The organism is Kitasatospora sp. NPDC058444, assembly GCF_042721415.1.
GTDB lineage: Bacteria > Actinomycetota > Actinomycetes > Streptomycetales > Streptomycetaceae > Kitasatospora.
This window is the reverse complement of sequence record NZ_JBHXLL010000018.1, coordinates 1-25365: the sequence shown is the minus strand read 5'-3', so window position 1 is coordinate 25365 and position 25365 is coordinate 1. Positions and strand designations below refer to the sequence as shown.

At 72.6% G+C, this 25365-nt stretch carries 21 protein-coding genes, 1 tRNA gene and 1 pseudogene; 11 read left to right on the top strand and 12 right to left on the bottom strand.

All coding sequences use genetic code 11. From position 1 onward, the window contains the following. Positions 1-41: 41 nt before the first annotated feature. Positions 42-995, bottom strand: a complete 954-nt coding sequence (locus tag ACFWP2_RS20010; protein WP_380453094.1) for a LysR family transcriptional regulator — start codon at positions 993-995, stop codon at positions 42-44. A 70-nt stretch (positions 996-1065) separates the two neighbouring features. Here ACFWP2_RS20010 and ACFWP2_RS20005 point away from each other — a divergent pair, with 70 nt between their 5' ends. From ACFWP2_RS20005 to ACFWP2_RS19995, 3 genes are all read left to right on the top strand, one after another. Next, positions 1066-2175: a TDT family transporter gene (locus tag ACFWP2_RS20005; RefSeq protein ID WP_380453091.1), complete on the top strand. Its 1110-nt coding sequence runs from the start codon at positions 1066-1068 to the stop codon at positions 2173-2175. Positions 2176-2858: 683 nt separating this feature from the next. Further along, the gene (locus ACFWP2_RS20000; protein WP_380453089.1) at positions 2859-3845 is read left to right on the top strand and encodes a LuxR C-terminal-related transcriptional regulator; all 987 of its coding nucleotides are present in this window, start codon (positions 2859-2861) and stop codon (positions 3843-3845) included. Continuing rightward, on the top strand, positions 3835-4854 hold the full coding sequence (locus ACFWP2_RS19995; protein ID WP_380453087.1) for a helix-turn-helix domain-containing protein: 1020 nt from the start codon (positions 3835-3837) through the stop codon (positions 4852-4854). The genes ACFWP2_RS20000 and ACFWP2_RS19995 overlap by 11 nt, the downstream gene beginning before the upstream one ends. Before the next feature lie 332 nt (positions 4855-5186). On the opposite strand, the gene ACFWP2_RS19990 is transcribed toward ACFWP2_RS19995, so the two are convergent. Beyond that, positions 5187-5804: a hypothetical protein gene (locus tag ACFWP2_RS19990; protein ID WP_380453085.1), complete on the bottom strand. Its 618-nt coding sequence runs from the start codon at positions 5802-5804 to the stop codon at positions 5187-5189. 340 nt (positions 5805-6144) lie between these two features. Between ACFWP2_RS19990 and ACFWP2_RS19985 the strand changes: the two genes are divergently transcribed. Continuing rightward, the gene (locus tag ACFWP2_RS19985) at positions 6145-6303 is read left to right on the top strand and encodes a hypothetical protein (protein WP_380453083.1); all 159 of its coding nucleotides are present in this window, start codon (positions 6145-6147) and stop codon (positions 6301-6303) included. A gap of 81 nt (positions 6304-6384) precedes the next feature. Here ACFWP2_RS19985 and ACFWP2_RS19980 read toward each other — a convergent pair whose 3' ends face one another. The 5 genes from ACFWP2_RS19980 to dnaK form a co-directional block, all read right to left on the bottom strand. Then, entirely contained in the window at positions 6385-7374 is a 990-nt protein-coding gene (locus ACFWP2_RS19980) for a hypothetical protein (protein WP_380453081.1), read from the bottom strand. Between the two features lie 178 nt (positions 7375-7552). Next, positions 7553-8083, bottom strand: coding sequence for a heat shock protein transcriptional repressor HspR (locus ACFWP2_RS19975; protein ID WP_380453079.1), 531 nt, complete (start codon positions 8081-8083; stop codon positions 7553-7555). A gap of 7 nt (positions 8084-8090) precedes the next feature. Continuing rightward, positions 8091-9251, bottom strand: coding sequence for a molecular chaperone DnaJ (gene dnaJ, locus ACFWP2_RS19970; protein ID WP_380453077.1), 1161 nt, complete (start codon positions 9249-9251; stop codon positions 8091-8093). A gap of 249 nt (positions 9252-9500) precedes the next feature. Further along, positions 9501-10118, bottom strand: a complete 618-nt coding sequence (gene grpE, locus ACFWP2_RS19965; RefSeq protein ID WP_380453075.1) for a nucleotide exchange factor GrpE — start codon at positions 10116-10118, stop codon at positions 9501-9503. Further along, positions 10115-11953 (bottom strand): molecular chaperone DnaK, encoded by a 1839-nt coding sequence (dnaK, locus tag ACFWP2_RS19960; RefSeq protein ID WP_380453073.1) that lies wholly within the window; start codon positions 11951-11953, stop codon positions 10115-10117. Before dnaK ends, grpE begins: the two co-directional genes overlap by 4 nt. Positions 11954-12298: 345 nt before the next feature. Here dnaK and ACFWP2_RS19955 point away from each other — a divergent pair, with 345 nt between their 5' ends. The 4 genes and pseudogenes from ACFWP2_RS19955 (at position 12299) to ACFWP2_RS19940 (ending at position 18186) form a co-directional block, all read left to right on the top strand. Next, positions 12299-14524 carry a (Fe-S)-binding protein gene (locus ACFWP2_RS19955; RefSeq protein ID WP_380453070.1) on the top strand — a complete coding sequence of 742 codons (2226 nt, stop codon included), beginning with the start codon at positions 12299-12301 and terminating at the stop codon, positions 14522-14524. Positions 14525-14865: 341 nt separating this feature from the next. After that, positions 14866-15930 (top strand): annotated as a pseudogene (locus tag ACFWP2_RS19950) (sugar phosphate nucleotidyltransferase); the annotation flags it as partial. A gap of 244 nt (positions 15931-16174) precedes the next feature. Beyond that, the gene (locus ACFWP2_RS19945) at positions 16175-17176 is read left to right on the top strand and encodes a Yip1 family protein (RefSeq protein WP_380453068.1); all 1002 of its coding nucleotides are present in this window, start codon (positions 16175-16177) and stop codon (positions 17174-17176) included. Positions 17177-17295: 119 nt separating this feature from the next. Next, a complete protein-coding gene (locus ACFWP2_RS19940) occupies positions 17296-18186 on the top strand; it encodes a metal-dependent hydrolase (protein ID WP_380453066.1) in 891 nt (296 codons plus the stop codon). A gap of 104 nt (positions 18187-18290) precedes the next feature. Here ACFWP2_RS19940 and dcd read toward each other — a convergent pair whose 3' ends face one another. Both dcd and ACFWP2_RS19930 read right to left on the bottom strand, forming a co-directional pair. Further along, positions 18291-18866, bottom strand: a complete 576-nt coding sequence (gene dcd, locus ACFWP2_RS19935; protein ID WP_380453064.1) for a dCTP deaminase — start codon at positions 18864-18866, stop codon at positions 18291-18293. Positions 18867-18937: 71 nt separating this feature from the next. Beyond that, on the bottom strand, positions 18938-19159 hold the full coding sequence (locus ACFWP2_RS19930) for a hypothetical protein (RefSeq protein ID WP_074001850.1): 222 nt from the start codon (positions 19157-19159) through the stop codon (positions 18938-18940). 276 nt (positions 19160-19435) lie between these two features. Between ACFWP2_RS19930 and ACFWP2_RS19925 the strand changes: the two genes are divergently transcribed. After that, positions 19436-19509 (top strand) — tRNA-Gly (locus ACFWP2_RS19925). A gap of 58 nt (positions 19510-19567) precedes the next feature. Here ACFWP2_RS19925 and ACFWP2_RS19920 read toward each other — a convergent pair. Then, positions 19568-20503, bottom strand: a complete 936-nt coding sequence (locus tag ACFWP2_RS19920; protein ID WP_380453062.1) for a LysR family transcriptional regulator — start codon at positions 20501-20503, stop codon at positions 19568-19570. 146 nt (positions 20504-20649) lie between these two features. Between ACFWP2_RS19920 and ACFWP2_RS19915 the strand changes: the two genes are divergently transcribed. Then, positions 20650-21930: an MFS transporter gene (locus ACFWP2_RS19915; protein WP_380453060.1), complete on the top strand. Its 1281-nt coding sequence runs from the start codon at positions 20650-20652 to the stop codon at positions 21928-21930. Between the two features lie 234 nt (positions 21931-22164). Here the strand turns inward: ACFWP2_RS19915 and ACFWP2_RS19910 are convergent, their stop codons facing one another. Further along, on the bottom strand, positions 22165-23283 hold the full coding sequence (locus tag ACFWP2_RS19910) for a glycosyltransferase (RefSeq protein ID WP_380453058.1): 1119 nt from the start codon (positions 23281-23283) through the stop codon (positions 22165-22167). Positions 23284-23498: 215 nt separating this feature from the next. Further along, positions 23499-24281 carry an alpha/beta fold hydrolase gene (locus tag ACFWP2_RS19905; protein ID WP_380453056.1) on the bottom strand — a complete coding sequence of 261 codons (783 nt, stop codon included), beginning with the start codon at positions 24279-24281 and terminating at the stop codon, positions 23499-23501. A 411-nt stretch (positions 24282-24692) separates the two neighbouring features. On the opposite strand from ACFWP2_RS19905, the gene ACFWP2_RS19900 reads away from it, so the two are divergent. Further along, positions 24693-25172, top strand: coding sequence for a hypothetical protein (locus ACFWP2_RS19900; protein WP_380453054.1), 480 nt, complete (start codon positions 24693-24695; stop codon positions 25170-25172). Positions 25173-25365 lie beyond the last annotated feature (193 nt).

The following is a 25365-nucleotide window of genomic DNA, read 5'->3' as shown; positions in this document are numbered from 1 at the left end:
CGCTGCTACGTACAGCATGCACTAAGTTGAGTCTATTCCGCTCAACCTTTGTCCGATCGGCTTCCGCCTCGACTTCTCGGTGAACGTTTGCCGGACTGCCGGGTCAGCCCCAGCAGCTCCCGGGCCGGACCGCCCGGCCGCTGCCCGGCCGGCCAGACCGCGCGCAGCGGCCGCCGCAGGTCCAGCTCCGCCACCAGCGGCACCTCGACCAGCCGCCGGGTGGCCAGCTCCTCCACCACCGCCAGCTCGCTCAGGCAGACCGGCCCGGCCCCGGTCATCGCCGCGGCCTTCAGCGCGGTGGACGAGCCCAGCTCCATCCGGGGCCGCGCCACGCCCCCGTACGGCCGCAGGGCCATCTCCAGCACCTCCCGGGTGCCCGAGCCGGGCTCGCGCAGCGCCAGCGGGGTGGCCGCCAGCTCGGCCCCGGTCAGCGGGGCGCGGCGGCGCGCCCACGGATGCCCGGGCGCCACCACGACCACCAGCCGGTCGGCCGCCACCACCGCGCCGGCCAGCCCGGGCGGGGTGGACGGGCCCTCGACGAAGCCGAGGTCGGCGTCCCCGGCCAGGACGTGCCCGGCGACCTCCGCCGAGTTCGCCGTCCGCAGCGTCACCGCCGTCCCCGGGCTGGTTTCGGCCAGGCCCAGCAGCCAGCCGGGCATCAGGTACTCGGCGACGGTCAGGCTGGCCACCACCCGCAGCTTGGCGTCCCGCCGCTCGCGCAGCGCGTCGATCCCGGCGTCCAGCGCCTGCGCCGCCTCCACCACCTGCCGCGCCCACTCGACCACCAGCCGGCCCGCCTCGGTCGGCCGGCTGCCCCGGGGCGAGCGGTCCAGCAGCGGGACGCCGATCTGCCGTTCCATGCCCTTGATCCGGGCGCTGGCGGTCGGCTGGCTGACGCCCAGCTCCGCCGCCGCCCGTCCGACGCTGCCCAGCCGGGCCACCGCGAGCAGCAGTTCCAGGGCGCCGAGTTCGGGGACGTGCGGGGAGAGGGCCATAGATTCAGGCTATGCCCCCATAGGAGCCCCGGCGCTACCGGCCTCCGGGCCTTCGGGCGACGGTGGGGACATGTCCACTCTGGCCGGTATCCGCCCCCTCGCCCGCCCCGCCGTCCGCCGCCGGCCCGACCTCGCCCAGCTCGGCCCCAACTGGTACGCCGCCGTGATGGGCACCGCGATCCTGGCGAACGGCGCCGCCGTGCTGCCGGTGCGGCCGCCCGGGCTGACCGGCTTCGGCGCGGCGATGTGGGCGCTCGCGCTGGCCGCCCTGCTGGTGCTGGCCGGGGCCCGGCTGGTCCACCTGACCCGGCACCGCGAGGCGGCCCGCGCCCAGCTGCTGGACAACCCGGCCACCGCGGTCTTCTACGGCTGCCCGCCGATGGCACTGCTGGCGGTCGGGCTGGGCACCCTGCTGCTCGGCTCCCGGGTCATCGGCACCGGCCCGGCGGTCGCCCTGGACGCGGTGCTGTGGAGCCTCGGCACCCTGTACGCGCTGGCCGTGGCCGGCGGCATCCCGTACCTGATGATCACCCGGCACCGGATCTCCGCCCTGGAGGCCAACCCGACCTGGCTGCTGCCGGTGGTCGCCCCGCTGGTCGCCTCCGCCTGCGGCCCGGCGCTCGTCCCGCACCTGCCGGCCGGGACGGCCCAGCAGGCCATGCTGTACGGCTGCTGGGCGCTGTTCGGGGTCGGCCTGCTGGCCACCCTGGTGCTGCTGCCGGTCGTGTTCACCGGGCTGTTCCACAGCAAGCTGCCCGCCCTGGCGCTCACCCCCTCGCTGTTCCTGGTGCTCGGCCCGCTCGGCCAGTCCGTCACCGCCGTCCACCAACTCGCCGACGCCGCCCGGCCGGTGCTGCCCGCGCTGGCGCCCGCCATGGTCGACCTCGCCGAGCTGTACGGCGTGGCGGTGATCGGCGTCGCCATGCTCTGGCTGGCCGTCGCGCTCGCCGCCAACCTGCGCGCCCGGCGGGCCGGGATGCCGTTCGCGATGACCTGGTGGGCGTACACCTTCCCGGTCGGCACCTGCGTCACCGGAGCCTCCGCGCTCGCCCGGCACACCGGCTTCGGGGGCTTCAGCGGCCTGGCCGTCGGCCTGTACCTGCTGCTGGCCGTCGCCTGGGTGCTCGCCGCGGGCGGTACCGCCGCCGGGCTGGCGCGGGGCCGGCTGCTGGCCCGCTGAGGCGGCTGTCGGCCCGCCGAGCCGGCGCCGCCCCCGCGCAGCTCAGGAGCACGCCGTCGGTGCAGGAACGTGCACGGCCGGGCGACGGCGGTGCCGGGTGGCGCCCGGTGGGGCCGACACCCCTCGCCCGCCTCGGTTCTCACCGGAATCCACCCCACCGTTTGGACCGTCGCACCGGCACCGGGATGCAGGTAGCTGCAATTGCGGGAACCTGCACTCGGGCGGCACTTGTCCACCGGCCGTCACGCTGTGAGGGTGGAGACACGCCAAGTCGTCCAGGCAACCGCAGCCTGATGGTGGCGACTCGCTCTTCGATGCTGACCGCAGGTGCGACAACCCGCGCCGGTGGGACGGGGGGGAAGAGCGCCGGACCGGGTCCATGTGTGGTGATGGCCCCGGACCGGACCCGTCGAGGCGTTGCTGCTCCGCCTCGACGGGAGCGCCCTGGCTGGCGTACCGATGGCGGCCCCCGGACGACCCGGCGTGCGACGGCACCCGGGCCCGGGGGTCCGCCGTCCCACCCGGTACCGTGACCGCCTGATCCATGATCACGCCGTACCGGACCACCGGAACCGTGAGCCCGCCGGGCCCACCGGTGCAGTGGCGGGTGCGGCCCGTGCGGCGGGGAGCACGGGCAGACCGGGTCAGATCAGGGGAGAGGCGTCCGGCAGGGAGAGTGCGACGTGACGGCGGAACCGGCGGTCACACCGCACCACGGGCCCGTGGGCGAGGAGCCCGACGAGGCCGCCCGACAGCTCTACCTGGCCATCATCGCCGAGGGCGGCCGCGTCCCCACCGGCGAGGTCGCGGACGCGGACCGGGGAGCGCTCCGGCAACTCATCGACATCGGCCTGCTGATGGTCAACCGGATGGACCGCTGCTACACCGCGGTCAGCCCGCGCTCGGTCAGCGACCGCCTCGGCGCCGAACTGCGCAGCGAGGCCACCCGGTTGCTGGTCCGCGCGGAGAACCTCCCCGGCGCCCTGGACGGCCTCACCCGGGCCTACGACGCGATGCCCCGCCCGACCGACCGGGCCGGCGGCGCCGTCCACGTCGAGGGCCACGTCCACATCCGCCAGCGGATCTCCCAACTGGTCTCCGACTGCCGCTCCGAGGTCCTCACCGCACAGCCCGGCCACCGGCCCGCCGACACCCTCCAGGTCGCCCTCCTCCAGGACGTCCAACTGCTCCAGCGCGGCTGCTCGCTGCGCACCATCTACCAGCCGGTCGCCCTCGCCGACCCGCCCGCCCTCGCCTACGCCGAGGAGGTCATCCGGCACGGCTCGCTCATCCGGGTGCTCGACGAGCCCTTCCAGCGGCTGATCGTCTTCGACCGCTCCGTCGCCGTGATCTCCGCCAACGACGACAACAGCACCGCCGCCTTCATCACCGACCCGGCCACCATCACCTACCTGGTCGGCACCTTCGAACGCGACTGGGCGCGCGCCGACACCGCCGGGGCCGCCCTCGGCCAGGCACCCGCCCGCACGATCCCCGACCGGGTCGGCCGGCTGCTCGCCCGGGGCCTCACCCAGCGCGCCGTCGCCACCCGCCTGGGCCTGAGCGAACGCACCGTCGCCGCCCACATCTCCCGGCTGCGCGACCGCTACGGCGCGCAGACCCTCTTCCAGCTCGGCTGGCTGATGCGAGGGGCCCGCGATGACCGATGAGCCGGGTCCGGCGGAGCGGGCCCTCTACCTCGCCGCCGTCCGGGCCGGCGGCCGACTGCTCCCCGAGGGCCTCGCCCCCGTCGACCGCCCCGCCCTGGCCGCCCTCGTCGCCCGCGGCCTGCTCGCCCCCACCGCCACCGGGTGGACCGCCGCCAGCCCGCGCGCGCTCGGCGACCGGATCGGCGTCGAACTGCGCACCCGCGCCCTGCGCCTGCTGCAGCACGCCGAGCGGCTCCCGGACACCCTCGGACCACTCGCCCTCGCCTACGACGAGGCCCGCCACCCGGTCGGCGGCCCGCCGGCCGTCGGCCGCTCGGCCGTCGCGCCGTGCGGCAGCGGCTTCGGGGCGGCCGATCCGGGGGCGGCTGATCCGGGGGCGGCCGATCCGGGGGCCGGCACCGTCGACGGCGTCGCCGAGGTCCGCCGGCGGGTCGGCGAACTCGTCTCGGAGTGCCGGGAGGAGGTCCTGGCGGCCCAGCCCGGGCCGCGGCCGCTCGAAGGACTCCGGATGGCCCTCGCCCAGGACCTCTCGCTGCTCCGCCGCGGCTGCTCGCTGCGCACCGTCTACCAGCCGGTCACCCTCACCGACCCCGCCGTGCGGAGCCAGGTCGCCCTGCGCACCGGGCAGGGCGCCCAGGTGAGGGTCCTCGCCGAGCCGTACGAGCGGGTGCTGGTCTTCGACCGCGCGGTGGCCGTCATCCCCGCCGCCGAGGACCTCAGCCGGGCCGTCTTCCTCACCGACCCCACCACCGTCGCCTACCTCGCCGCCCGGTTCGAACGCGACTGGGCCCGCGCCACCCCCGCCGCCCGGCACGTCGACCCGCTGCCCACCGCCACCGTCCGGATCGGCCGGCTGCTCGCCCGGGGCCTCACCCAACGGGCCGTCGCCACCCGCCTGGGCGTCAGCGAACGCACCGTCGCCGCCCACATCTCCCGGCTGCGCGACCGCTACGGAGCCCAGACCCTCTTCCACCTCGGCTGGCGGCTCCGCGGCGAGCACCATGACTGAAACCCCCGCCGCCGGGGCGGCCGAGGTCGGCGCGAAGGGCGGGCGGTGCTCCGGTGGTCAGTGGAACTCTGGTCGCTGGTCCCATGGTTGGCGGATGGTGCGTACCGCCCGCTCGCGGAGGCCCAGCGGCGGGACCGCCCTGACGGAGGTCCAACCGGTGCGATGCCCCACGACCGGATCGGCCGAGTTCTCGGCCGGGGGCTCACGCAGCGGGCGATCGCCGGCCGGTCGTACCGCCCGGCTGCGTGAGCCGTACGACGCGCGGGCGCCGTTCCGGCGGGGTCGGTGGATACGGGGGTTCCGGACGGGGGAGTCCGGTGGCCGGCCGCCGCTCAGCCGGTGGCGGCGCCGGTCGGCCAGTAGCCGGGGAGGGCGGACTGCTGCCGGGGGACGTTGAACTGCTCGCCGGGCGCGGTCCAGAAGCCCTCGCGCAGGGAGAGCGCCATGCCGGCCCAGTCCAGCGCGGTCTCGACCGTGTGGTTGAGGGCCTCCTGCGACCAGGTGTCGTCGAAGACCAGCGGCAGGACGGGGGCGACCTGCTCGATGGTGGCGATCAGCGGGTTGTGGGTGATGGCCTCGTCGACCAGCAGGACGATCGGCTTCCGCAGCGCCGACGCCCAGCCGAGCTCCAGGCTCACACCGGCCGAGAGCGGGGCCCCGACGTAGGCGAACACGAGGTCGGCGGACTGGAGGGCGCGGAAGTCGGAGGGGACGCGGGGCTCCGGCGCTCGGCCGGAGATGGTCCAGGCGTCGCTGTGGTGCGCGCTGTACACGGCGGCACCGCTGCGGAGGAGGGTGGTGCGGAGCGTGGTCAGCCGCGTCCGGCTGGCGAGCGTCACCACACTGTCGGCCGGCCCGGTCAGTCGCATCAGCGGGGCGGCCAGGAACACACGTGCACGCCGACCCTCAGGGGCCTGGCTGTCGTGGTGACGCAGGTAGGGCTCGGTCATGTCGACTCCGGGGAAAGGCCGACCGGGGGAGTGTGTGTCGGCGATGCGTTGGATGTGGGCTGCTCTGTGGACTGATGCCGCTGATGAACGGTTTAGTTTTTGACGGTACATTGGCAAGGTGTGGCGCCCTGCCGGACCATTGCGAGCGAACTGATCGTCCATCGCGGGGCCGCGTCGCGTCCAGGGTTGGCCTGTGTCATCTGGATGACTGGCAGGGAGATGACGCAGGCTCCGGCGGCGGCAACGGCGGGCTGCCTCCCCCTCGCGCAGCGCTATGTGAGCCGTTATCCTGCATCCTGCTCGATGCTTCCAATGGCGGTTTCTCAAAGAGAGTGAGGGCGTGACCGACATGCGCCGATTTGTCCGCAAGATAGTGCTTTCGCTGGCCGTCGCCGCTACGGTGCTCGGTGTCGGCTCGCTCGCGAATGTCGCCGGCTCGAACGACGCGATTAACGTCAACGCCGCCGTGAGCGTTGTCGACGACATCTCCTGGCAGTGAGCGGCGCTCGGTTGATGAGCCGTTAGGGGAAATGGCTGCTTGACGGCGGCCCGGCCAACCTGCCCGGTGCGGGCGGGTGGGTCAGTCGGCGGTCCCCTGCGGCTCTCGGCCGAGTACGTATCCGAGTTGGAACAGCGAGTCGACCTTGTAGTCGTCTCGCATTTCGGCTATATGTCTCGCCAGTGTCCGCTCGCTGATTCCCAGGCGTCGCGCGATGACCCGGTGATTGGTGCCTTCCAGCATCTGGTCGATGATCGTCTGGCGCAGGCGGGAGACCACCTGACGCGGCACCGTGCGGTCGCCCTCGAACTCCAGGGCCCGGCTCCAGTACCGCTCGAACACCTCATTGGCGAGATAGTCGACGACGGCGGGGTCGTAGATGAACGCGGCGAGGCTCATGTCGTCGTCGATGGGGATCACGGCCACGCGACGGTCCATCACGATGAGCCGCGTGTAGGGCTCGTCGAGCGTCCGGTACTGGCCACCGGCCCGGGCCAGGGTGGCCACGTAGTCCCTGGTCGGCTGGTGGTAGCGGGTGCTGGCGTGGTAGATCGTCCGCATCCTCGTGCCGCTGCTGAGCGTATTCAGATCGTAGGCGATCATCTTGGCGAGAAGGTCCGGCTGACGCGGGCCGCCGGGTTGCAGGGCCAGGGCTTCCTCGAAACCGGAATCCCTGAACTGCTCCAATCGCTGCCGGATTAGCGCCTTCCCGCGGACATGCTCTATCGATCCCCCGGACTGTTTAGGGCTGTGGAATTCCCGGGCGAGCTCCTGCAACTCGGAGGGGAGCGATACGGCGCGCGACAGGAATTCCAGAGCCTGGCGCTGCCAGGAATGGCTGAGACTTGTCGACAGCTGCGTGGGATCGGCGGCCACGAAAACAGTCGGATCATCGCTGTCGGGTACCAGAAGACCGATCCTGACCAGCTCGTCCCGCGCGGAATCGTGCTGACCGCCCTCGGCGTCCGACGGCAGGTCGCCGTCTCCTCGGACGACTGCGAGATATAGCTCCTTTGCCTCTGCCGAGAGGACGGTCGAGCCGGCGGCAAGGGGATGCTCTCGTCCACTCATTCGCGACTCCTTGCCGTTACCGTGCTACCTGCGTTCCATCAGCGGCGGCGCTGAACGAGTTTTAGCATGCCAGATCCGGTGAGCCCCCCGGAGAGGTATCGCGACCGCACTCTCTCACCACACGGCAGCCGCCGGCACCCCCCGGAGGAGGGGGCCGGCGGCCGGTGGGTGCCTTCGGTCAGCGCTTGGGGCGCCAGACCACGAGGGCGCTGGACTGCGGGGTGGGGGGCTGGTACGGGACGAGGTCGCGGCGGTAGGAGGCGTGGACGGCGGCCTCGCGCTGCTGGAGCGCGGTGGCCGCGCCCTCCAGGGAGTCGACCAGTTCCGCGACGCGGGACCGCAGGGCGGTGACCTGGTTCTCCAGTTCGATGATCCGCTTGATGCCCGCCAGATTGATGCCCTCGTCCTGGGAGAGCCGCTGGACCTCGCGCAGCTGCTGGATGTCGCGCGCGGAGTAGCGGCGGCCCCGACCGGCGGTGCGGTCGGGGCAGACCAGGCCGAGGCGGTCGTACTGGCGCAGGGTCTGCGGGTGCAGGCCGGACAGTTCGGCGGCCACGGAGATGACGTACACCGGGGTGTCCTCGGTGAGGACGTACGTCGGCGGGGCCGCGGCGGCCCGGCGGGTGCGGCGGGCGCCGGCACCGGGCAGGCCCTCGCCGAGGCCGGGGCCGATCGGGGTGTCGGGGTCGATCGGATTCATCGGGGACATCTGGTCGTCACGCTCCCTTCGCCGCCCGGAAGAGAGCGGCGCGCGGATCGTCGGAGGCGGTGGCCTCGCGGTACTGCTCCAGGGCGTCCAGCGCGTCGCCGGTGACGTGCTGGGGCACCACGACCTCGACGGTGACGAGGAGGTCGCCGCGGGTGCCGTCCTTGCGGGTGGCGCCCTTGCCGCGGGCGCGCATGGTGAGGCCGTTGGCGCTGCCCGGGGGCAGCTTGAGCTTCACGGCCGGGCCGTTCAGCGTGGGCACCTCGATGGTGGCGCCCAGCGCGGCTTCGGGGAAGGCGACCGGGACGGTGACGGTGAGGTTGTCGCCCTTGCGGCCGAAGACCGGGTGCGGGTCGACGTGCACGGTGACGTAGAGGTCGCCGGGCTGTCCGCCGCGCTCGCCCTGGGCACCCTTGCCCTTCAGCCGGATGCGCTGGTCGGCCTGGACGCCGGCCGGGATCCGGACCTGCATGGTGCGGGCCGAGCTGGCCCGGCCGCTGCCGTGGCAGTCGGGGCACGGGTCGTCGACGATCATGCCCCGGCCGCGGCAGTCCTTGCACGGCTCGGAGAGCGCGAAGGCGCCCTGGCCGCGGCTGACGGTGCCGGCGCCGACGCAGGTCGGACAGACCCGCGGGGTGGTGCCGGACTTGGCGCCGGTGCCGTTGCAGCCGCGGCACGGGGCCTGGCTGGTCATCCGCAGCGGGACGGTCGCGCCGTCCACCGCCTCCTCGAAGGAGAGCGTCACCTCGGTCTCGACGTCGGCGCCGCGCCGGGGCTGGGCCTGCCGGGTGCCGCCGCGGTTGAAGAGGCCGCCGAAGACGTCGCCGAGGCCGCCGCCGGCCTGGCTGCCGCCCTGGCTGCCGCTGAAGAGGTCGCCGAAGTCGAAGCTGTAGCTGCCGTTGCCGCCCGGGCCGCCGGCCCGGAAGCCGCCGTTGGCGAAGAGGCTGCGGGCCTCGTCGTACTCCTTGCGGCGCTTCTCGTCGGAGAGGACGTCGTACGCCTCGGAGATGTCCTTGAACCGCTCCTCGGCCTTGGAATCACCCTTGTTGGCGTCGGGGTGGAACTCGCGCGCGAGCTTGCGGTAGGTCTTCTTGATCTCGGTGGCGGTGGCGTCCTTGGGCACGCCGAGGACCTTGTAGTAGTCCTTCTCCACGTAGTCCTTACCGCTCATGCGTCCACCTCGCTGCGCTCGGTAGCCGCCGAGCGGTACACGCGCCCCTCAACGGTTCTCCCCCAGCCTTCGGCAGGGGGGACCCCCATGCTGCGCTCGCTCACGGCTTCCGCCACCTCCCGAGTCCATCGTCACTGTGCTGTCAACAGCAACTGCCAGAAGAGCCGTTGACAGCGCGCTGCGGAGCCGGCCGCCGTACTGGCCGGCGTACGACTCCGCAGCGCACTGGTTGTCAGCTGTCACAGGTTGTCAGCTGTCCGAGCCACCGTCGGACTTGTCCGCGTCGGCGGACTTCGCCTCGGCGTCCGAGGACGCCTGGCTGCCGGGCTGGGGCTCGGCGACGGCCACCATCGCCGGGCGGATGATCCGCTCGCCGATGCGGTAGCCGGGCTGGAGGATCTGCACGCAGGTGTCCTCGGTGACGTCCGAGGAGTAGCTGTGCATCAGCGCCTCGTGCATGGTCGGGTCGAAGGGCTCGCCCTCCTTGCCGAACTGCTGCAGGCCCAGCTTGGCGACGACCGTCTCCAGCGACTCGGCGACGGACTTGAAGCCGCCCGTGACCTCGCCGTGCTCGCGGGCGCGGCCGATGTCGTCCAGGACCGGGATCAGCGACTCCAGGATGTTGGAGACGGCGATCTCGCGGACGGTCAGCCGGTCGCGCTCGACCCGCTTGCGGTAGTTCTGGTACTCGGCCTGGAGGCGCTGGAGGTCACCGGTGCGCTCGGCGAGCTCGCGCTTGGCGGCGGCGAGATCGTCCGAACCGGAGTCCCCGGAGCCGGCCGCGGCGGCCTCCTCGGCAGCCTTGATCACGGCCTCTTCGGCGGCGGAGTCGTCGCCGGGCTTGCCGCCCTGCGGCTTGTCCGTCATGCCGCACCGCCCTTGGGCTTCTCGTCGTCCACGATCTCGGCGTCGACGACGTCGTCGTCCTTGGCCTGGGCGGAGTCACCGGAGGGGGCGGCACCGGCGGCGTCGGCGTTGGCGTACAGCGCCTGGCCGAGCTTCTGCGCGGTGGTGGAGACCTTCTCGGAGGCCTCGCGGATCTTCGCGATGTCCTCGCCCTTCAGGGCCTCCTTGAGCTCGCCGATGGCGGTCTCGACCTCGGTCTTGACGTCGCCCGGCAGCTTGTCGGCGTTGTCGGCGATGAACTTCTCGGTCGAGTAGACGAGCTGCTCGGAGGAGTTGCGCGTCTCCACGGCCTCGCGGCGCTTGTGGTCGTCCTCGGCGTACTGCTCGGCCTCGCGGCGCATGCGGTCGACCTCGTCCTTCGGCAGCGAGGAGCCGCCGGTGACGGTCATCTTCTGCTCCTTGCCGGTGCCGAGGTCCTTGGCACCGACGTGCATGATGCCGTTGGCGTCGATGTCGAAGGTGACCTCGATCTGCGGCAGGCCGCGCGGCGCCGGCGGCAGGCCGGTCAGCTCGAACATGCCGAGCTTCTTGTTGTACGCGGCGATCTCGCGCTCGCCCTGGTAGACCTGGATCTGCACGGACGGCTGGTTGTCCTCGGCCGTGGTGAAGATCTCGGAGCGCTTGGTCGGGATCGTGGTGTTGCGCTCGATCAGCTTGGTCATGATGCCGCCCTTGGTCTCGATGCCGAGGGACAGCGGGGTGACGTCCAGCAGCAGGACGTCCTTGACCTCGCCCTTGAGGACACCGGCCTGGAGCGCGGCGCCGATGGCGACGACCTCGTCCGGGTTGACGCCCTTGTTGGCGTCCTGGCCGCCGGTCAGCTCCTTGACGAGCTCGGCGACGGCCGGCATGCGGGTCGAGCCGCCGACCAGGACGACGTGGTCGATCTCGGAGAGCGAGATGCCGGCGTCCTTGATGACGTTGTGGAACGGGACCTTGCAGCGCTCGAGCAGGTCCGCGGTCAGCTGCTGGAACTGGGCGCGGGTGAGCTTCTCGTCCAGGTGCAGCGGGCCCTCGGCGGAGGCCGTGATGTACGGCAGGTTGATCGAGGTCTCGGAGGACGAGGACAGCTCGATCTTCGCCTTCTCGGAGGCCTCGCGCAGACGCTGCAGGGCCATCTTGTCCTTGGACAGGTCGACGCCGTGGCCGGCCTGGAAGACCTTGACCAGGTGGTCGACGACGCGCTGGTCCCAGTCGTCACCACCGAGGTGGTTGTCACCGTTGGTGGCCTTCACCTCGACGACCCCGTCGCCGATCTCCAGCAGGGAGACGTCGAAGGTGCCGCCGCCGAGGTCGAAGACCAGGATGGTCTGGTCGTCCTTGTCCAGGCCGTACGCGAGGGCGGCCGCGGTCGGCTCGTTGACGATGCGCAGGACGTTGAGGCCCGCGATCTCACCGGCCTCCTTGGTGGCCTGGCGCTCGGAGTCGTTGAAGTACGCCGGGACGGTGATGACGGCGTCGGTGACGGTCTCGCCCAGGTACGCCTCGGCGTCCCGCTTCAGCTTCTGCAGCACGAAGGCCGAGATCTGCTGGGGGTTGAAGTCCTTGCCATCGATGTTGATCTTCCACCCGGTGCCCATGTGGCGCTTGACCGAGCGGATGGTGCGGTCCACGTTGGTGACCGCCTGGCGCTTGGCCACCTCGCCGACCAGGACCTCGCCGTTCTTCGCGAAGGCGACGACGGACGGCGTGGTCCGCGCACCCTCGGCGTTCGTGATGACGGTGGGCTCGCCACCCTCCAGAACGCTGACGACCGAGTTCGTCGTACCGAGGTCGATGCCGACCGCGCGTGCCATCGTAGATACCTCCACGGAAGAGTTGAGCTTTACGGGCTCAAGGATGCACGACGGGACGGGCGGCGTCAACAGGTATGAGTTCGAGCCGCTCAACTTTGCTGAGCGGGTCGCCCGACTCCGCCGGGCCGGCCGCCGTGCGCGCCCCGGGTGTGCCCCGCGCCACGCCGTGGCGGGGGTGTGCCCACGTGACTGCCGCCATAGCTTGGGAATCTTCTGGAGAACTGTTGTCCACCGGTAATGTCCGGGCCGTCGGCCCGGCAAGTTACCGACCAGTACACTCAGTTCCCTAGACCCTTAGAACCGCAGAGCCTGCTCAACCGCAAAGCCGCAGGAGACGGAGAGCCGATGCAGCTAGCAGCGATCGTCATCTCGCTGGTCACATTCGTGATCGGCACCGCGCTCGCCGCCCGTGCGGCGCTGTACATCTACAAGGTGGTCCGCACCGGTGCGCCGGACTCCACCCGCTTCGGGCAGCCCGCCCAGCGGGTGAAGACCGTCGCGACCGAGTTCGTCGGCCACACCAGGATGAACCGCTGGGGGATCGTCGGCGTCGCCCACTGGTTCGTCGCGGTCGGCTTCTTCAGCCTCGTGCTGACCATCGTCAACGCCTTCGGCCAGCTCTTCGACGCCGACTTCGCGCTGCCGATCATCGGCCACTGGATGATCTGGCAGCTCTTCGTCGAGCTGGTCGGCACCCTGACCACGCTGGGCATCCTGGTCCTGATCGTGATCCGGCTGATGAGCCTGCCGTCCAGGTCCGGCCGCAAGTCCCGGTTCGCCGGCTCGATCGCCTGGCAGGCCTTCTACGTCGAGTACACGATCCTCGGCATCGGCATCTGCATCCTGATGCTGCGCGCCCTGGAGGGCGCCCTCAACGGCGTCGACTCCTACGGGCCGGAGCACCTGGTCTCGTACCCGCTGGTCTCCGCGTTCAGCGGCCTGTCGCACGGCACGCTGGAGAACCTGATCTACCTGTTCGCGATGCTGAAGATCTGCATCTCGTTCGCGTGGGCGACCACCATCGGCCTCAACCCCTCGATGGGCGTGGCCTGGCACCGCTTCCTCGGCTTCTTCAACATCTACTTCAAGCGCGAGGAGGACGGCGGCACCGCGCTCGGCGCCCTCCGTCCGATGACCAGCGACGGCCAGCCGATCGACTTCGAGGACCCGGCCGAGGACGCCGTGTTCGGCGTCTCCCAGGTCGAGCACTTCTCCTGGAAGGGCATCCTCGACTTCTCCACCTGCACCGAGTGCGGCCGCTGCCAGTCGCAGTGCCCGGCCTGGAACACCGGCAAGCCGCTCTCGCCGAAGCTGCTGATCATGAGCCTGCGCGAGCACGCCTACGGCAAGGCGCCCTACCTGCTGGCCGGCGGCGGCAAGGACATGGAGGGCGAGGAGAAGGCCACCTCCGAGCAGCTCAAGGACGTCCCGGCGGCCGCCCTGGCCGAGGCCGAGCGCCCGCTGATCGGCACCGCCGAGGAGAACGGCGTCATCGACCCGGACGTGCTGTGGTCCTGCACCACCTGTGGCGCCTGCGTCGAGCAGTGCCCGGTGGACATCGAGCACATCGACCACATCGTCGACATGCGCCGCTACCAGGTGATGATCGAGTCCTCGTTCCCGACCGAGGCCGGGACGATGCTCAAGAACCTGGAGAACAAGGGCAACCCGTGGGGCATGGCCACCAAGGCCCGCCTCGACTGGGTGAAGGAGCTCAAGAAGGAGACCGGCATCGAGGTGCCGGTGATCGGCGAGGACATCGACCCCGCCGAGGTCGAGTACCTCTACTGGGTCGGCTGCGCCGGCGCCCTGGAGGACCGCGCCAAGAAGACCACCAAGGCCTTCGCGGAGCTGCTGCACACCGCGGGCGTGAAGTTCGCGATCCTCGGCAAGGAGGAGTCCTGCACCGGTGACTCCGCCCGCCGCCTGGGCAACGAGTTCCTGTTCCAGATGCTCGGCGCGCAGAACGTGGAGACGCTGAACGCGGCCCTGGAGGACGCCCCGGTCAAGCGGATCGTGGCCACCTGCCCGCACTGCTTCAACACCATCGCCAACGAGTACCCGCAGCTGGGCGGCCACTTCGAGGTCATCCACCACACCCAGCTGCTCCAGCACCTCATCGACGAGGGCAAGCTCGTCCCGGTCCACCCGGTCGAGGGCCTGATCACCTACCACGACCCCTGCTACCTGGGCCGCCACAACAAGGTCTACACGCCGCCGCGCGCGATCATGGACAAGGTCCCCGGCCTGCGCCAGCAGGAGATGCACCGCCACAAGGAGCGCGGCTTCTGCTGCGGCGCCGGCGGTGCCCGGATGTGGATGGAGGAGCGCATCGGCAAGCGGATCAACACCGAGCGCGTGGACGAGGCGCTGTCGCTCAACCCCGACATCGTCTCCACCGCCTGCCCGTTCTGCCTGGTGATGCTCTCCGACTCGGTCAACGGCAAGAAGAACGAGGGCGCGGCCAAGGAGCACCTGAAGGTGGTCGACGTGGCCCAGCTGCTGCTCGACTCGGTGAAGGCCCTCCCGCCGGCCGAGAGCGAGGAGCAGCCCGCGACGGTCGACGCGTAACGACCGCAGCAGAGCCCGCTGTTCGACAGTTCTGCTACAACTGCCCGGCCCGGTGGACGCCGTGAACGCGCCCGCCGGGCCGGGCTTTCGGTTGGCCCCGGCGGCCCGCGCCGGTACGGCGGGGGTACGGGGAGTGACGGCAATCGCACAGGCGCCGGACGGGCATTCGGTCGGAAGCAAATACAGTAGGCCCGGACCGGCTTCGTGCCGGTCGACCCGTTCCGGACGGAAGCCCCGGGCGGGTGGCGACCCGCGCCGGCCGGACGGCCGGGTCCAGACCGACCACGAGGTGTCGGCCCGCCGGGCCGGGCCGCAGAGACACAAGGGGAACAGCGCAGACCATGACCGAGGCGATCATGCTGGTCGGTGGTAAGGGCACGCGACTGCGTCCGCTGACCACCCACACCCCCAAGCCGATGCTGCCGGTGGCAGGCGTCCCGTTCATCGCGCACCAGTTGGCGCGCGCGGCCGCCGCCGGCGTCACCCGCGTCGTGCTGGCCACGTCGTACCTGGCCGAGGTGTTCGAGGACCACTTCCAGGACGGCACCCCGTACGGCATCGAACTGGTCTACCTGACCGAGCGCGAGCCGCTGGGCACCGGCGGGGCCATCCGCAACGCCGCCTCCGGCCTGACCTGCGGCCCGGACGAACCGGTCCTGGTCTTCAACGGCGACATCCTCTCCGGCGTCGACATCGCCGCCCTGCGCGACGGCCACGTGGCCGCCGGGGCCGACGTCACCCTGCACCTCACCCGGGTCGAGGACCCGCGCGCCTTCGGCCTCGTCCCGACCGACGAGGACGGGCGGGTGCTGGAGTTCCTGGAGAAGCCGGAGACCCCCGAGCAGATCGTCACCGACCAGATCAACGCCGGCTGCTACGTCTTCACCCGGTCCGTGATCGACCGCATCCCGGCCGGCCGCGAGGTCTCCGTCGAGCGCGAGACCTTCCCCGAACTGCTGGCCACCGGCGCGCTGCTGCGCGGCGTCGTCGACACCTCGTACTGGCTGGACCTGGGCACCCCGGCGGCCTTCGTCCGCGGCTCGGCCGACCTGGTGCTCGGCAAGGTCGACTCCCCGGCCGTCCCCGGCCCGACCGGCGACGCCCTGCTGCTGCCCGGCGCCACCGTCCACCCGGGCGCGGTGCTCAGCGGCGGCACCGTGGTCTCCGAGGACGCGGTGGTCGAGGCCGGCGCGATCGTCGAGGGCAGCGTGATCCTGCCGGGCGCGGTGATCGGCCCGGACACCCTGGTCAAGGACTCGATCGTGGGCGCCTTCGCCACCGTCGGCGACCGCTCGGCGCTGGACGGCGCGGTGATCGGCGACGGCGCGATCGTGGAGTCGGACAACGAGCTGCCGAACGGCATCCGGATCGCCTGCGGCACCCTGCTGCCGGTCGGCGCCGTTCGCACCACGGCCGGCCCGGGCGGCTGCCCGGCGGGCACCAGCGCGGCGGCGGCGGTGCACGGGCCGTCGGTCGGCGCGCAGCGGTAGCGCTTCCGCGGGGGCGCGGGCTCCTGGGTTGTCGGGTTCCTGGACTCCTGGGGGCCGGTTCGGGCGGGTTTGCGGCCCCGTTCGTCTCAGCCTCGCTGCAAACCGGCCCCGGTCCCGTCCGGGGCCGACGCGGGCCGGGCCGGGCGGGTACCTTCGGACCGTGGCTGGTAATCGATACGACAGCGGTCAGGGTGCGGACCGTCCGCACGGCGGGTGGTCGGCGCCTCCGCCGCCGTCGGTGCCCGGGGGGCACGGGGGGACGGACGGGCCGGAGTACTTCACGGCCCCGCACGCGGCGGCGCCCGGCGGGCCCGGCGGTACGCCCGGCACGCCCGGCGGCCCGGGGTACCCGGCGGGGGACGGGTACGACCCGTACGCGGCGGACCGGCCCGGCACCACCCGGGCCTTCCCGACCGGCGACCCGTACGCGGCCGGCGGCCCGTACGGACCCGCTCAGGGGTACGGCCCGGACCACGGCTACGGCCCGGACCAGGGGTACGCACCCGACCAGGGGTACGGCCCCGACCAGGGGTACGACGGGTACGACCAGCAGCCGTACGGCCAGGACAACGTCGCCGTCTACCGGGCCGGCGGCCAGTCCGCCCCGCACGTCGCCGGGCCCCGGCCGCACTGGCGCGAGCTGTTCACCGGGCTGTTCCGCTCCCCGACCGCGATCTTCGACCGCACCCGCGACCACCAGGTCTGGCTGCCCGCCCTCACCGTCTCGCTGCTGTACGGCGCGCTCGCGGTGCTCGGCATCGGGCTGACCCACGACGACATCGTCAACTCGACCTTCACCGTGGCGCTGACCGGCATCCTCGCCGCCGCCGTCGGCTTCACCGTGACCGGCGCGCTCTTCGGCGGGGTCACCTACGCGCTGGCCCGCCAGCTCGGCGGCGACGGCCCGTGGAAGGCGACCGTCGGCCTGGCCGCGCTGATCGGCTGGCTCACCGACGCGCCCCGGCTGCTGCTCGACCTGGTGCTGCCCTCCGGCAGCGCCGTCGTCCAGGTCGTCGGCTGGGCCACCTGGATGCTCTGCGCGTACCTGCTGACCAGCATGGTCCGGCGGCTGCACGACCTGCCCTGGGGCAAGGCCGCGGCGGCCGCGGCGATACAGCTGGTCGCGCTGCTGGTGCTGATCAAGCTGCCGACGCTGGGCTGAGGCGCTTCCACGCGCGAAGGGCTGAAGCGCTTCCACGCGCGAAGGGCAGAATGGGGGCGGGTCACGGCCGAGCGCCGGGCCCGCCCACCCTCGTCGTCCCACCTTCACCGGAGCCAGGCATGACCCTCCCCACCACCCACGTCAGCTTCCCGGCCGGGGCGGTGACCGGCGAGTCCCCGGTGCTCGCGGTGCACCCGCTGGCCGACGGCCGGTACGCCGTCGTCACCGAGGCGACCCCGTTCCACCCGCTCGACCACACCTGGCCCGACCAGCCGGCCGACCTCGGCACCCTGACCGTGGACGGCACCGAACTGGCCGTCGTCGACTGCCTGACCGGCGCCGTCGGCCCCGAGGGCGGGGACCTGCTGGTCGGCGCCGACATCCCGGTCCGGCGCGGCGACGAGGAGTGGTCCTGGCTGGTCCTGCACGTCCTCGACGGCGACCCCGGCGACATCGTCGGCCGCACCGCCGCGCTCGCCGTCGACGCCGACCGCCGGGGCGCCCTCAGCGCCTCGCACAGCGGCTGCCACCTGCTCGCCCTCGCCCTGAACGCCGCGCTGGCCCCGCGCTGGCGCAAGGACCCGGGCCGCTCGGACGCCTTCGGCCACCCGGACTTCGACAGCCTCGCCATGGCGAGCTCGGTGATGGACACCGCGGCCAGCACCGACACCTACCGGCTCGGCAAGTCGCTGAAGAAGAAGGGCTTCACGGTGGACGCCACCGAGGAGTTCCCGGCCCTCGCCGACGCCCTGCCGGCCCTCACCGAGGCCGTCAACGCCCGGCTGGCCGCCTGGGTCGCCGCGGACGCCCCGGTCCGCATCGAGGTGCCCGGCCCCGAGCTCACCGCCCGCCGCCAGTGGAACTGCGAGCTGCCCGAGGGCGGCGCGCAGATCTTCTGCGGCGGCACCCACCTGCACCACCTCGGCGAACTGGCCGAGCTGCGCACCGAGCTGCGGCTGTCCGAGGACGGCACCGAGCTGGTCGCCGTCACCAGCCCGAAGCGGGCCTGAGAACGCCGCGGGCGGCCACCCCTCGTTCCTTCCTCAGGAGTCCTCGGAAGTCCTCGGAAGGGGGTGGCCGCCCGTCGTGCGTGCGCTCTGCGGAGCCCTCGGGCTCAGACGTCGGTGCGGTGGAAGTTCAGGAACGAGCGCGACGGCGTCGGGCCGCGCTGGCCCTGGTAGCGCGAGCCGTAGCGCGCGGAGCCGTACGGGTGCTCCGAGGGCGAGGAGAGCCGGAACAGGCACAGCTGCCCGATCTTCATGCCCGGGTACAGCTTGATCGGCAGCGTCGCGACGTTCGACAGCTCCAGGGTCACGTGGCCGCTGAAGCCGGGGTCGATGAAGCCCGCCGTGGAGTGGGTGAGCAGGCCCAGCCGGCCCAGGCTCGACTTGCCCTCCAGCCGGGACGCGACGTCGTCCGGCAGCGTGATGACCTCGTACGTCGAGGCCAGCACGAACTCGCCGGGGTGCAGGATGAACGCCTCGTCGCCCTCCGGCTCGACCAGCCGGGTCAGGTCCGGCTGCTCCTCGGAGGGGTCGATGTGCGGGTACTTGTGGTTCTCGAACACGCGGAAGAAGCGGTCGAGGCGCACGTCGATACTCGACGGCTGGATCATCGCCGGGTCGTAGGGGTCGATGACGACCCGGCCCAGGTCGATTTCGGTCCGGATGTCCTTGTCAGAGAGCAGCACGCTTCGAGGTTACGTGCAAGAAAGGGCCCCGGACGAATCCGTCCGGGGCCCACCTGCCCTTTCGCCGGCCGTCAGGCCAGGAACTCCGCGGCCTCCAGCCGCATCGCCCGCGCCAGTTGCGGCTCCGACAGCTCCCGCACGTCGGCCAGCACCGAACTCCGCATCCGTCCGCACTGCGGACAGCGGATCAACCGCCCGGGGCCGAGCCGGCCCGGACCGAGGTTCTGCATCGGGAACGTGGTGGTGCTGAACAGGTGCCCCTCGGCACAACGAACGACGGCGCGCTGCTCCATCGATCCCCTTCCCATCCCTAACCCAGTACTCACCCGTACTCACGCGCCCCAGCGGCCGAGCCCCGGGACAGCGTCACATTAGGGGATGTTCCGGACATTCCTCGCCCTGGCTCGCCGCCTCGGCCCCCACCCACCGGAGCACTCGTACGCGGCCCACACAGTACGCCTCCACACCCGCCCCACCACGCTCCGCCACGTCCACCGACCCCCCGTGCAACCACCGTCGCGAATGGGGTACAGTGACACTGGATCGAGCGGTCTCTGACGGCTCATCAGGCGGGCGTAGTTTAATGGTAGAACATGAGCTTCCCAAGCTTAGAGCGCGAGTTCGATTCTCGTCGCCCGCTCCACTACCGAAAGCCGCAGGTCATATGACCTGCGGCTTTTGCGTTGTCCGGGGCGGGGTGGTCAGTGGGGGCGGGTCCAGGTGGGGGTCCAGGGGGTTGAGGTGGTGGGGGCGACGGTGGTGGGGGCGAGGTGGGCGCGGAGGGTGGGGAGGGCGGGGTGGGGGTTGTCGCGGTGCCAGAGGAGGGAGTGGGGGTAGACGGGCGTCGGGTCGGTCACCGGGATGCGGCGCAGGCCGTGGCCGGCGGGCCAGACGAGGCGGGTCCGCTCGCCCATGAAGGTGGCCAGGGCCGGGGTGTCGGCGATGGTGTCGAGGAGCACGTCGGAGCCGAAGTTGGGGCCGGTGGCCTCGATGGTGAGGCCGAACTCGGCGACCAGGTCGGCGTAGTAGGCGCCCCACTCGGTGCCGGGGGTGATGCCGGGCATCCAGATCCGGTGGCCGGCCAGGTCGGCGAGGGTCACCGACCTGGCGTGCGCCAGGGCGTGGTCGGGGCCGGTGAGGAGTTCGAGGGGTTCGTCGAGCACCCGGACGGACTCGATGTCCTCGGGCAGGGGCCGGCCGGGGGCGGCGACGGCGCGGAAGGACGCGTCGATCGTTCCGGAGCGGACGGCCGCGACGGCGGTGTCGATGTCGACCAGCATCAGCACGTCGAGGTCGATGTCGGGGTGGGCGCGGTGGAAGCCGCGCATCAGGCCCGAGGCCGCGCCGCGTGAGTTGAGCACGTCGACCCGCAGCGGGCGGCGGTCGGCGCGTACGGACGCGACCGCGCGCTCGGCGGCGCGCAGCAGCTCGCGGGCGTGGGGGAGGAACGCCTGTCCGTCGATGGTGAGTTCGGCGCCGCGCGGGGTGCGGGTGAACAGCCGTACGCCGAGGTCGCGCTCCAGTGCCGAGACGCGCTTGGAGACGGCCTGCTGGGTGACGGCCAGGTCGACGGCGGCCTTCTGGAACTGACCGGCGTCCGCGATGGCGGCGAAGGTGCGCACTGCTTCGAGGTCCACGCCGGCCCACCCTAGTGAACAACCGGAGGTTGTGCGGAATGGGTGGATCGGTTGTTTGACCCGTGGCCGTGCCTCCCGGTTGGCTCTCACCGGTCAACTCCGGTTTGTTCGGCCGGGACCGGGTCGTCGAGGGGAGCACACCGGGCATGAGGGGCGGGAAGCGGCTGGGCCGGCGGTTCGGTTGGCTGTGGGCGGCGTACGCGGTGAGCGCGTACGGCTCCGGGCTGGGGTTCGGGGCACTGCCGCTGATCGCCGTACTGGTGCTGCACGCCGGGCCCGCCGAGGTGTCCGCGCTGGCCGCGGTGGGGCCCGCGGTGGGGGCGCTGGTGGCGGTGCCGCTCGCGCCGTGGGTGGAGTTCCGGCGCAAGCGCCCGGTCATGATCGCGACGGACCTGATCCGGTTCGCCGCCATGGCGACGATCCCGGTCGCCTACGCCGTCGGCCGGCTCGGCTTCGTCCACCTGCTCGTGGTCTCGATCGTGATCGCCGCGGCCAAGATCGCGTTCGGCGCGGCCAGTGGGGCGCACCTCAAGGCGCTGGTGCGGCCGGAGGACCTGCTCGTGGCCAACGCGCGGTTCGAGTCCACGAATTGGAGCTCCATCGCGGTCGGGCCGCCGCTGGGCGGGGCGGCGATCGGCTGGTTCGGGCCGGTCACCACCGTGGTGGCCGACGCGCTCAGCTACCTGCTCTCCGCGCTGGGCATCACCGCGATCGGCGGCCGGGAGGAGGCGCCGGCCCGGGCCGGACTTCCGCAGGCCCGGGCCGGCGCGGTGTTCGACGGCTGGCGGCACATCCTGGGCGACCCCGGTCTGCGGGCGCTCTACCTCAACAACATGCTCGTCGCCGGTCTGATCATGGCCACCGAGCCGGTGCTCGCCGTGCTCCTGTTGCGCCAACTCCACTTCGCCCCTTGGCAGTACGGTCTCGCCTTCGCCGCTCCCTGCCTCGGCGGGCTGATCGGCTCCCGGCTGGCGCGGCGGGTCGTGGAGCGCCACGGCCGGGACCGGGTCCTCCGGACCGTCGGCACCCTGCGCGCCGTCTGGCTGATCGGCCTGGTCTTCGTCCGCCCGGGCGTGGTCGGCCTCGTCACCGTGATGGCCGTCGAGCTGGCGATCATCGTCAACATGAGCCTGTTCAACCCGGTGCTCGCCACCTACCGGCTCGAACGCACGCCCGAGCACCTCGTGGCCCGCACCCTGTCGGCCTGGTCGATCGGGCAGCAGGCGTCCATCGCCGTCTGCACCGCGCTCGGCGGGCTGCTCGCCGACGTCACCGGCCCGCGCACCGCCCTCACGGTCGCGGGACTGCTCCTCCTCGCCACCCCGCTGCTGCTTCCCCGGCCGGGCCGGACGCGGCCGGACGCCGTGCCGGACGTCGTGCGGGACGACGTGCCGGGCACACCGCCGGTACGGAGGACGCCCGCATGAGCACCGCGCCGGCACTCGGCCGGGGACGGGGACGGGGGCCGCGAGGCCCTGCTCGGCGGTTCGTCGAAGTGGCCGAGATCGATCTGGTTGCCGGGTGTGTCCAGCTGGTATCCGGCGGGTGGCGGGCGGCGGGTGGTGTGCGGGCGGCGGAGACAGCCGACGGCCGCAGGTCGGTCGACCTGCGGCCGTCGTGCCCCGTCCGGGTGCGCCGGGTGCACCGGAGGCGGCGGTGGATCAGCGGCGGGTGGCGAGGTCCTCCAGGGCGGGGACCAGGGCGGCCGGGGTGGGCCGGGCGGCGTTCTCGGCCTGCAGGCGGCGGGCGGCGTCGCGCAGTTCGGCGTCGCCGAGGAGGCGGGTGAGCAGCTCGGTGTCGACGGCGTCGGAGGCGGAGCGCAGGGCGGCGCCGGTGGCGGTGATGGCGTCGGCGTTGAGGAAGTGGTCCGCGCCCTGGGGAAGCAGCAGTTGGGGCAGGCCGGCCTGGAGGGCGGTCAGCATGGTGCCCGAGCCGCCGTGGTGGATCAGCGTGTCGGCACGGCTGAGCAGTTCGTTGAGCGGGACCCAGGGCAGGGCGCGGACGTTGGCGGGCAGGGTGCCGAGCGGGGCGAGGTCGGCGCCGCCGACCGCGAGCAGGAAGTCGGCGTCGACCTCGGCGGCCGCCTCGACCAGGCGGACCACCGCTCGGACGCCGTCGAGCTCGGCGAGCACGGTGCCGAGGGTGACGACCGCGCGCGGGCGGTCGGGCTTGCGGAGGAACTCGGCCGGGACGATGCCGCCGCCGTTGTACGGGACGTAGCGCAGCGCCAGGCCGTCCGGGTCGCCGCCGAGCGGGCCGAGGTTGAGCACCGCGGTGGTGTCCGGGCCGGTCAGGCCGCGCTCCTCGTACAGGTCGGACACGTGCGAGGCCACCTGCGCGACCATGGGACCGCCCGGGCTGGCGCCGAAGTTCTGCACCACCGACGGGATCTTGAGCTGGGCGGCGACCAGCGGGGCGGCGGACTGGAAGGAGTCGTGGACGATCAGGTCGGCGCCCCAGTGGGTGGCGACCGCGAGCAGTCCGTCCACGTCGGGACGGGTGGCGAACGCGAACATCGCGGCCGCCATGTCGAAGATCTCTTCGTGGGTCTTGTCCTGGTTGACGTACTCGACCTTGCCGCCGAGGCGCTCCTCGACGATCTCGCGCAGGCTCCGGCCGTCACCGATCTCGACGACCGGGAAGCCGGCGGACCGGATCAGGTCGACCGGCTGTCCGATGGCGAACAGGACCTCGTGCCCGACGGCGCGCAGCGCCTGGGCGGTGGGCACCATCGGGTAGAGGTGACCGGCCGCGGCGGGGCCGGTGAAGAGTATGCGCATGGTGATCTCCTTGCGGATGTCGCTAACAGGGCAGTCTCACCTTTGAAGTTGACGTTCAGTCAATTTGATGTGAATCACCATGCGCGGTAATCGGCCTTTCTGGAGCGGGCCTTGTCCCGCGGGCGGTTTTGTGCTCCGCACGCCGGCGGCCCGGGTCGGTGCGACCCCCGTCCGCACCGTCCGCGCGCCCCCGTCCACGCCGTCCCGGTGGTCGGTCAGGCGGCGGAGAGGAAGTCCCGGACGGTGCCGGTGAACGCCTCGGTCTCCTCGGCGATCACGATGTGGCCGGTGTCGAACTCGGCGTAGGTGCTGCCGGGCAGGGCGGCGTGCAGCCGACGGGCGTTCTCCACCGGGACGGTGGCGTCCTGGGTGCAGCCGATCACCAGCGCGGGGGCCTGGACGCGCGGGAGCAGCGGGCCGAGGTCCAGTCCGAGGTTGAGGGCGATGTGCCGCAGGGTGCCCGGAGTCGGCCGCATGTAGGCGGTGTTGGACTGGACGGCGGCGCGCCCGATCCGGTCGAGGAAGCCCGGGCTGAAGGCGGTGAGGGTGGCGTAGCCGCCGAACGCGGTGGGGTGGTCGGCGAGCGAGAGCCAGGTGGCCATGGAGAGCCGCAGGTACTCGTCCTGTTCGGCGCTGATCCAGCCGGCGGCGGCGATCAGCCGGTGGACCCGATCGGGGTGCAGGGCGGCGGTCGCGGTGGCGACGACGGCGCCGAGCGAGAAGCCGAGGACGTCGGCGGGGCCGCGGCCGGCGTCCTCGATCACGGCGGCGACCTGGCCGGCCAGGGCTTCCAGGGTGAGCGGCGCGCCGTCGTCCTCGGCGGCCTCGCTGCCGGACAGGTCGGGGAGCAGCACGGTGTAGCGGTCGGTGAAGGAGCCGAGCAGGTCGTCCCACATGGCCGAACCGGGGCCGGTGCCGTGCACCAGGACGAGGGTGTCGGGGCCGTCGCCGACGACGCGGTAGGGGATGCGGGCGGTGCCGGCGGTGATGGCGGGCATGGCGGGTCCTTTCGAAAAGGGGTCGGACGGCGGGTCGGAAGGCGCGCTGCGGGCGGCCCGACGGCGGGTCAGAAGGCGCGCTGCGGGCGGCCGGGCGGCGGTTGCGGTCCGGCCGGCCGGCATGGAAAGTAAACTACACGGTGCAGATCAGTGGTTCAACTACACCGTGCAGTGCATTTCGAAGGTGTGGGAACGGTGAGGGACGGAACCGGGAGGGGAACTGCCCGTACCCGCCCGCCGTCCAAGCAGTGACGGAATGCCTGCCCGGGTTGAACACCGGGAGGAGTACGGAGGGGCCCTGTGCAGTCAGGTGGTGCCGAACTGAACGTCGGACGCCCGGGTGGCGGCCCCGGAGGCGCGCGGGCCGCGCGGGACCGGCGGTCGGGGACCGGCCCCGGGTCGGAGCCGGGGGTGACGGCCGATCAACTCGACGCCGCCGAACGCTGCGAGACGCTGCTCCAGGACACCCTGGACGCCGTCCGGCCGGCGCCGGTCTGGCAGGGGGCGCCCGCACGGGCGGGGGCGCGGCTGCCGCTTCCGGGGCGCGAGTCGGAGCTGCTCTGGTACGTCACCCGGGGCCGGGACCTGCTCACCGTCGTCTCGCTGCCCCGGCGGGCGGTGCTGGCGGACGCGGTGGAGCGGCACTGGCGGCGGCGCGGCTGGACGATCACCTCGCTGAACGCCGGCCGGGAGTGTCCGGGTGTCGCCGCGAGCACCCCGGACGGCTACCGGCTGGCGCTGCGCTTCGGCGAGTCGGGCGAGGTCGGGCTGACCGCGAGTTCGCCCGGTGTGGCCCGCTCGGAGCGGGGCCCGGTGCTGTCCGGGAGCGTCGACCACTGCGCGCCGCCGCTGCCGTACGTCTGCTGTCCGTACTGGAGCGCCCTGGCGTAGGAGCCGGAGCGCGCCGGAACGAGCCGGGGAAAACCGGACGCTCTGCCGGAAGGGACCGGGGGAGGCGTGGGGGGGGGGGCCCCCCCCCCCCCCCCCCCCCCCCCCCGCCCCCCCCCCCCCCGGGGGGGGGGCCCCCCCCCCCCCCCCGCGGCCCCCGCCCGCCGGGCCCGCGCCGGCGGCGGCGCGGCCCGCG

Coding starts and splice junctions, on each gene's coding strand:
- dnaK (WP_380453073.1), bottom strand. CDS start 11,953: ATGGCACGCGCGGTCGGCATCGACCTCGGTACGACGAACTCGGTCGTC.
- ACFWP2_RS19995 (WP_380453087.1), top strand. CDS start 3,835: ATGACCGATGAGCCGGGTCCGGCGGAGCGGGCCCTCTACCTCGCCGCC.
- ACFWP2_RS20005 (WP_380453091.1), top strand. CDS start 1,066: ATGTCCACTCTGGCCGGTATCCGCCCCCTCGCCCGCCCCGCCGTCCGC.
- ACFWP2_RS20010 (WP_380453094.1), bottom strand. CDS start 995: ATGGCCCTCTCCCCGCACGTCCCCGAACTCGGCGCCCTGGAACTGCTG.
- ACFWP2_RS19915 (WP_380453060.1), top strand. CDS start 20,650: ATGAGGGGCGGGAAGCGGCTGGGCCGGCGGTTCGGTTGGCTGTGGGCG.
- ACFWP2_RS19990 (WP_380453085.1), bottom strand. CDS start 5,804: ATGACCGAGCCCTACCTGCGTCACCACGACAGCCAGGCCCCTGAGGGT.
- ACFWP2_RS19975 (WP_380453079.1), bottom strand. CDS start 8,083: ATGTCCCCGATGAATCCGATCGACCCCGACACCCCGATCGGCCCCGGC.
- dnaJ (WP_380453077.1), bottom strand. CDS start 9,251: ATGAGCGGTAAGGACTACGTGGAGAAGGACTACTACAAGGTCCTCGGC.
- ACFWP2_RS19910 (WP_380453058.1), bottom strand. CDS start 23,283: ATGCGCATACTCTTCACCGGCCCCGCCGCGGCCGGTCACCTCTACCCG.
- ACFWP2_RS19980 (WP_380453081.1), bottom strand. CDS start 7,374: ATGAGTGGACGAGAGCATCCCCTTGCCGCCGGCTCGACCGTCCTCTCG.
- ACFWP2_RS19905 (WP_380453056.1), bottom strand. CDS start 24,281: ATGCCCGCCATCACCGCCGGCACCGCCCGCATCCCCTACCGCGTCGTC.
- grpE (WP_380453075.1), bottom strand. CDS start 10,118: ATGACGGACAAGCCGCAGGGCGGCAAGCCCGGCGACGACTCCGCCGCC.
- ACFWP2_RS19930 (WP_074001850.1), bottom strand. CDS start 19,159: ATGGAGCAGCGCGCCGTCGTTCGTTGTGCCGAGGGGCACCTGTTCAGC.
- ACFWP2_RS19940 (WP_380453066.1), top strand. CDS start 17,296: ATGACCCTCCCCACCACCCACGTCAGCTTCCCGGCCGGGGCGGTGACC.
- ACFWP2_RS19955 (WP_380453070.1), top strand. CDS start 12,299: ATGCAGCTAGCAGCGATCGTCATCTCGCTGGTCACATTCGTGATCGGC.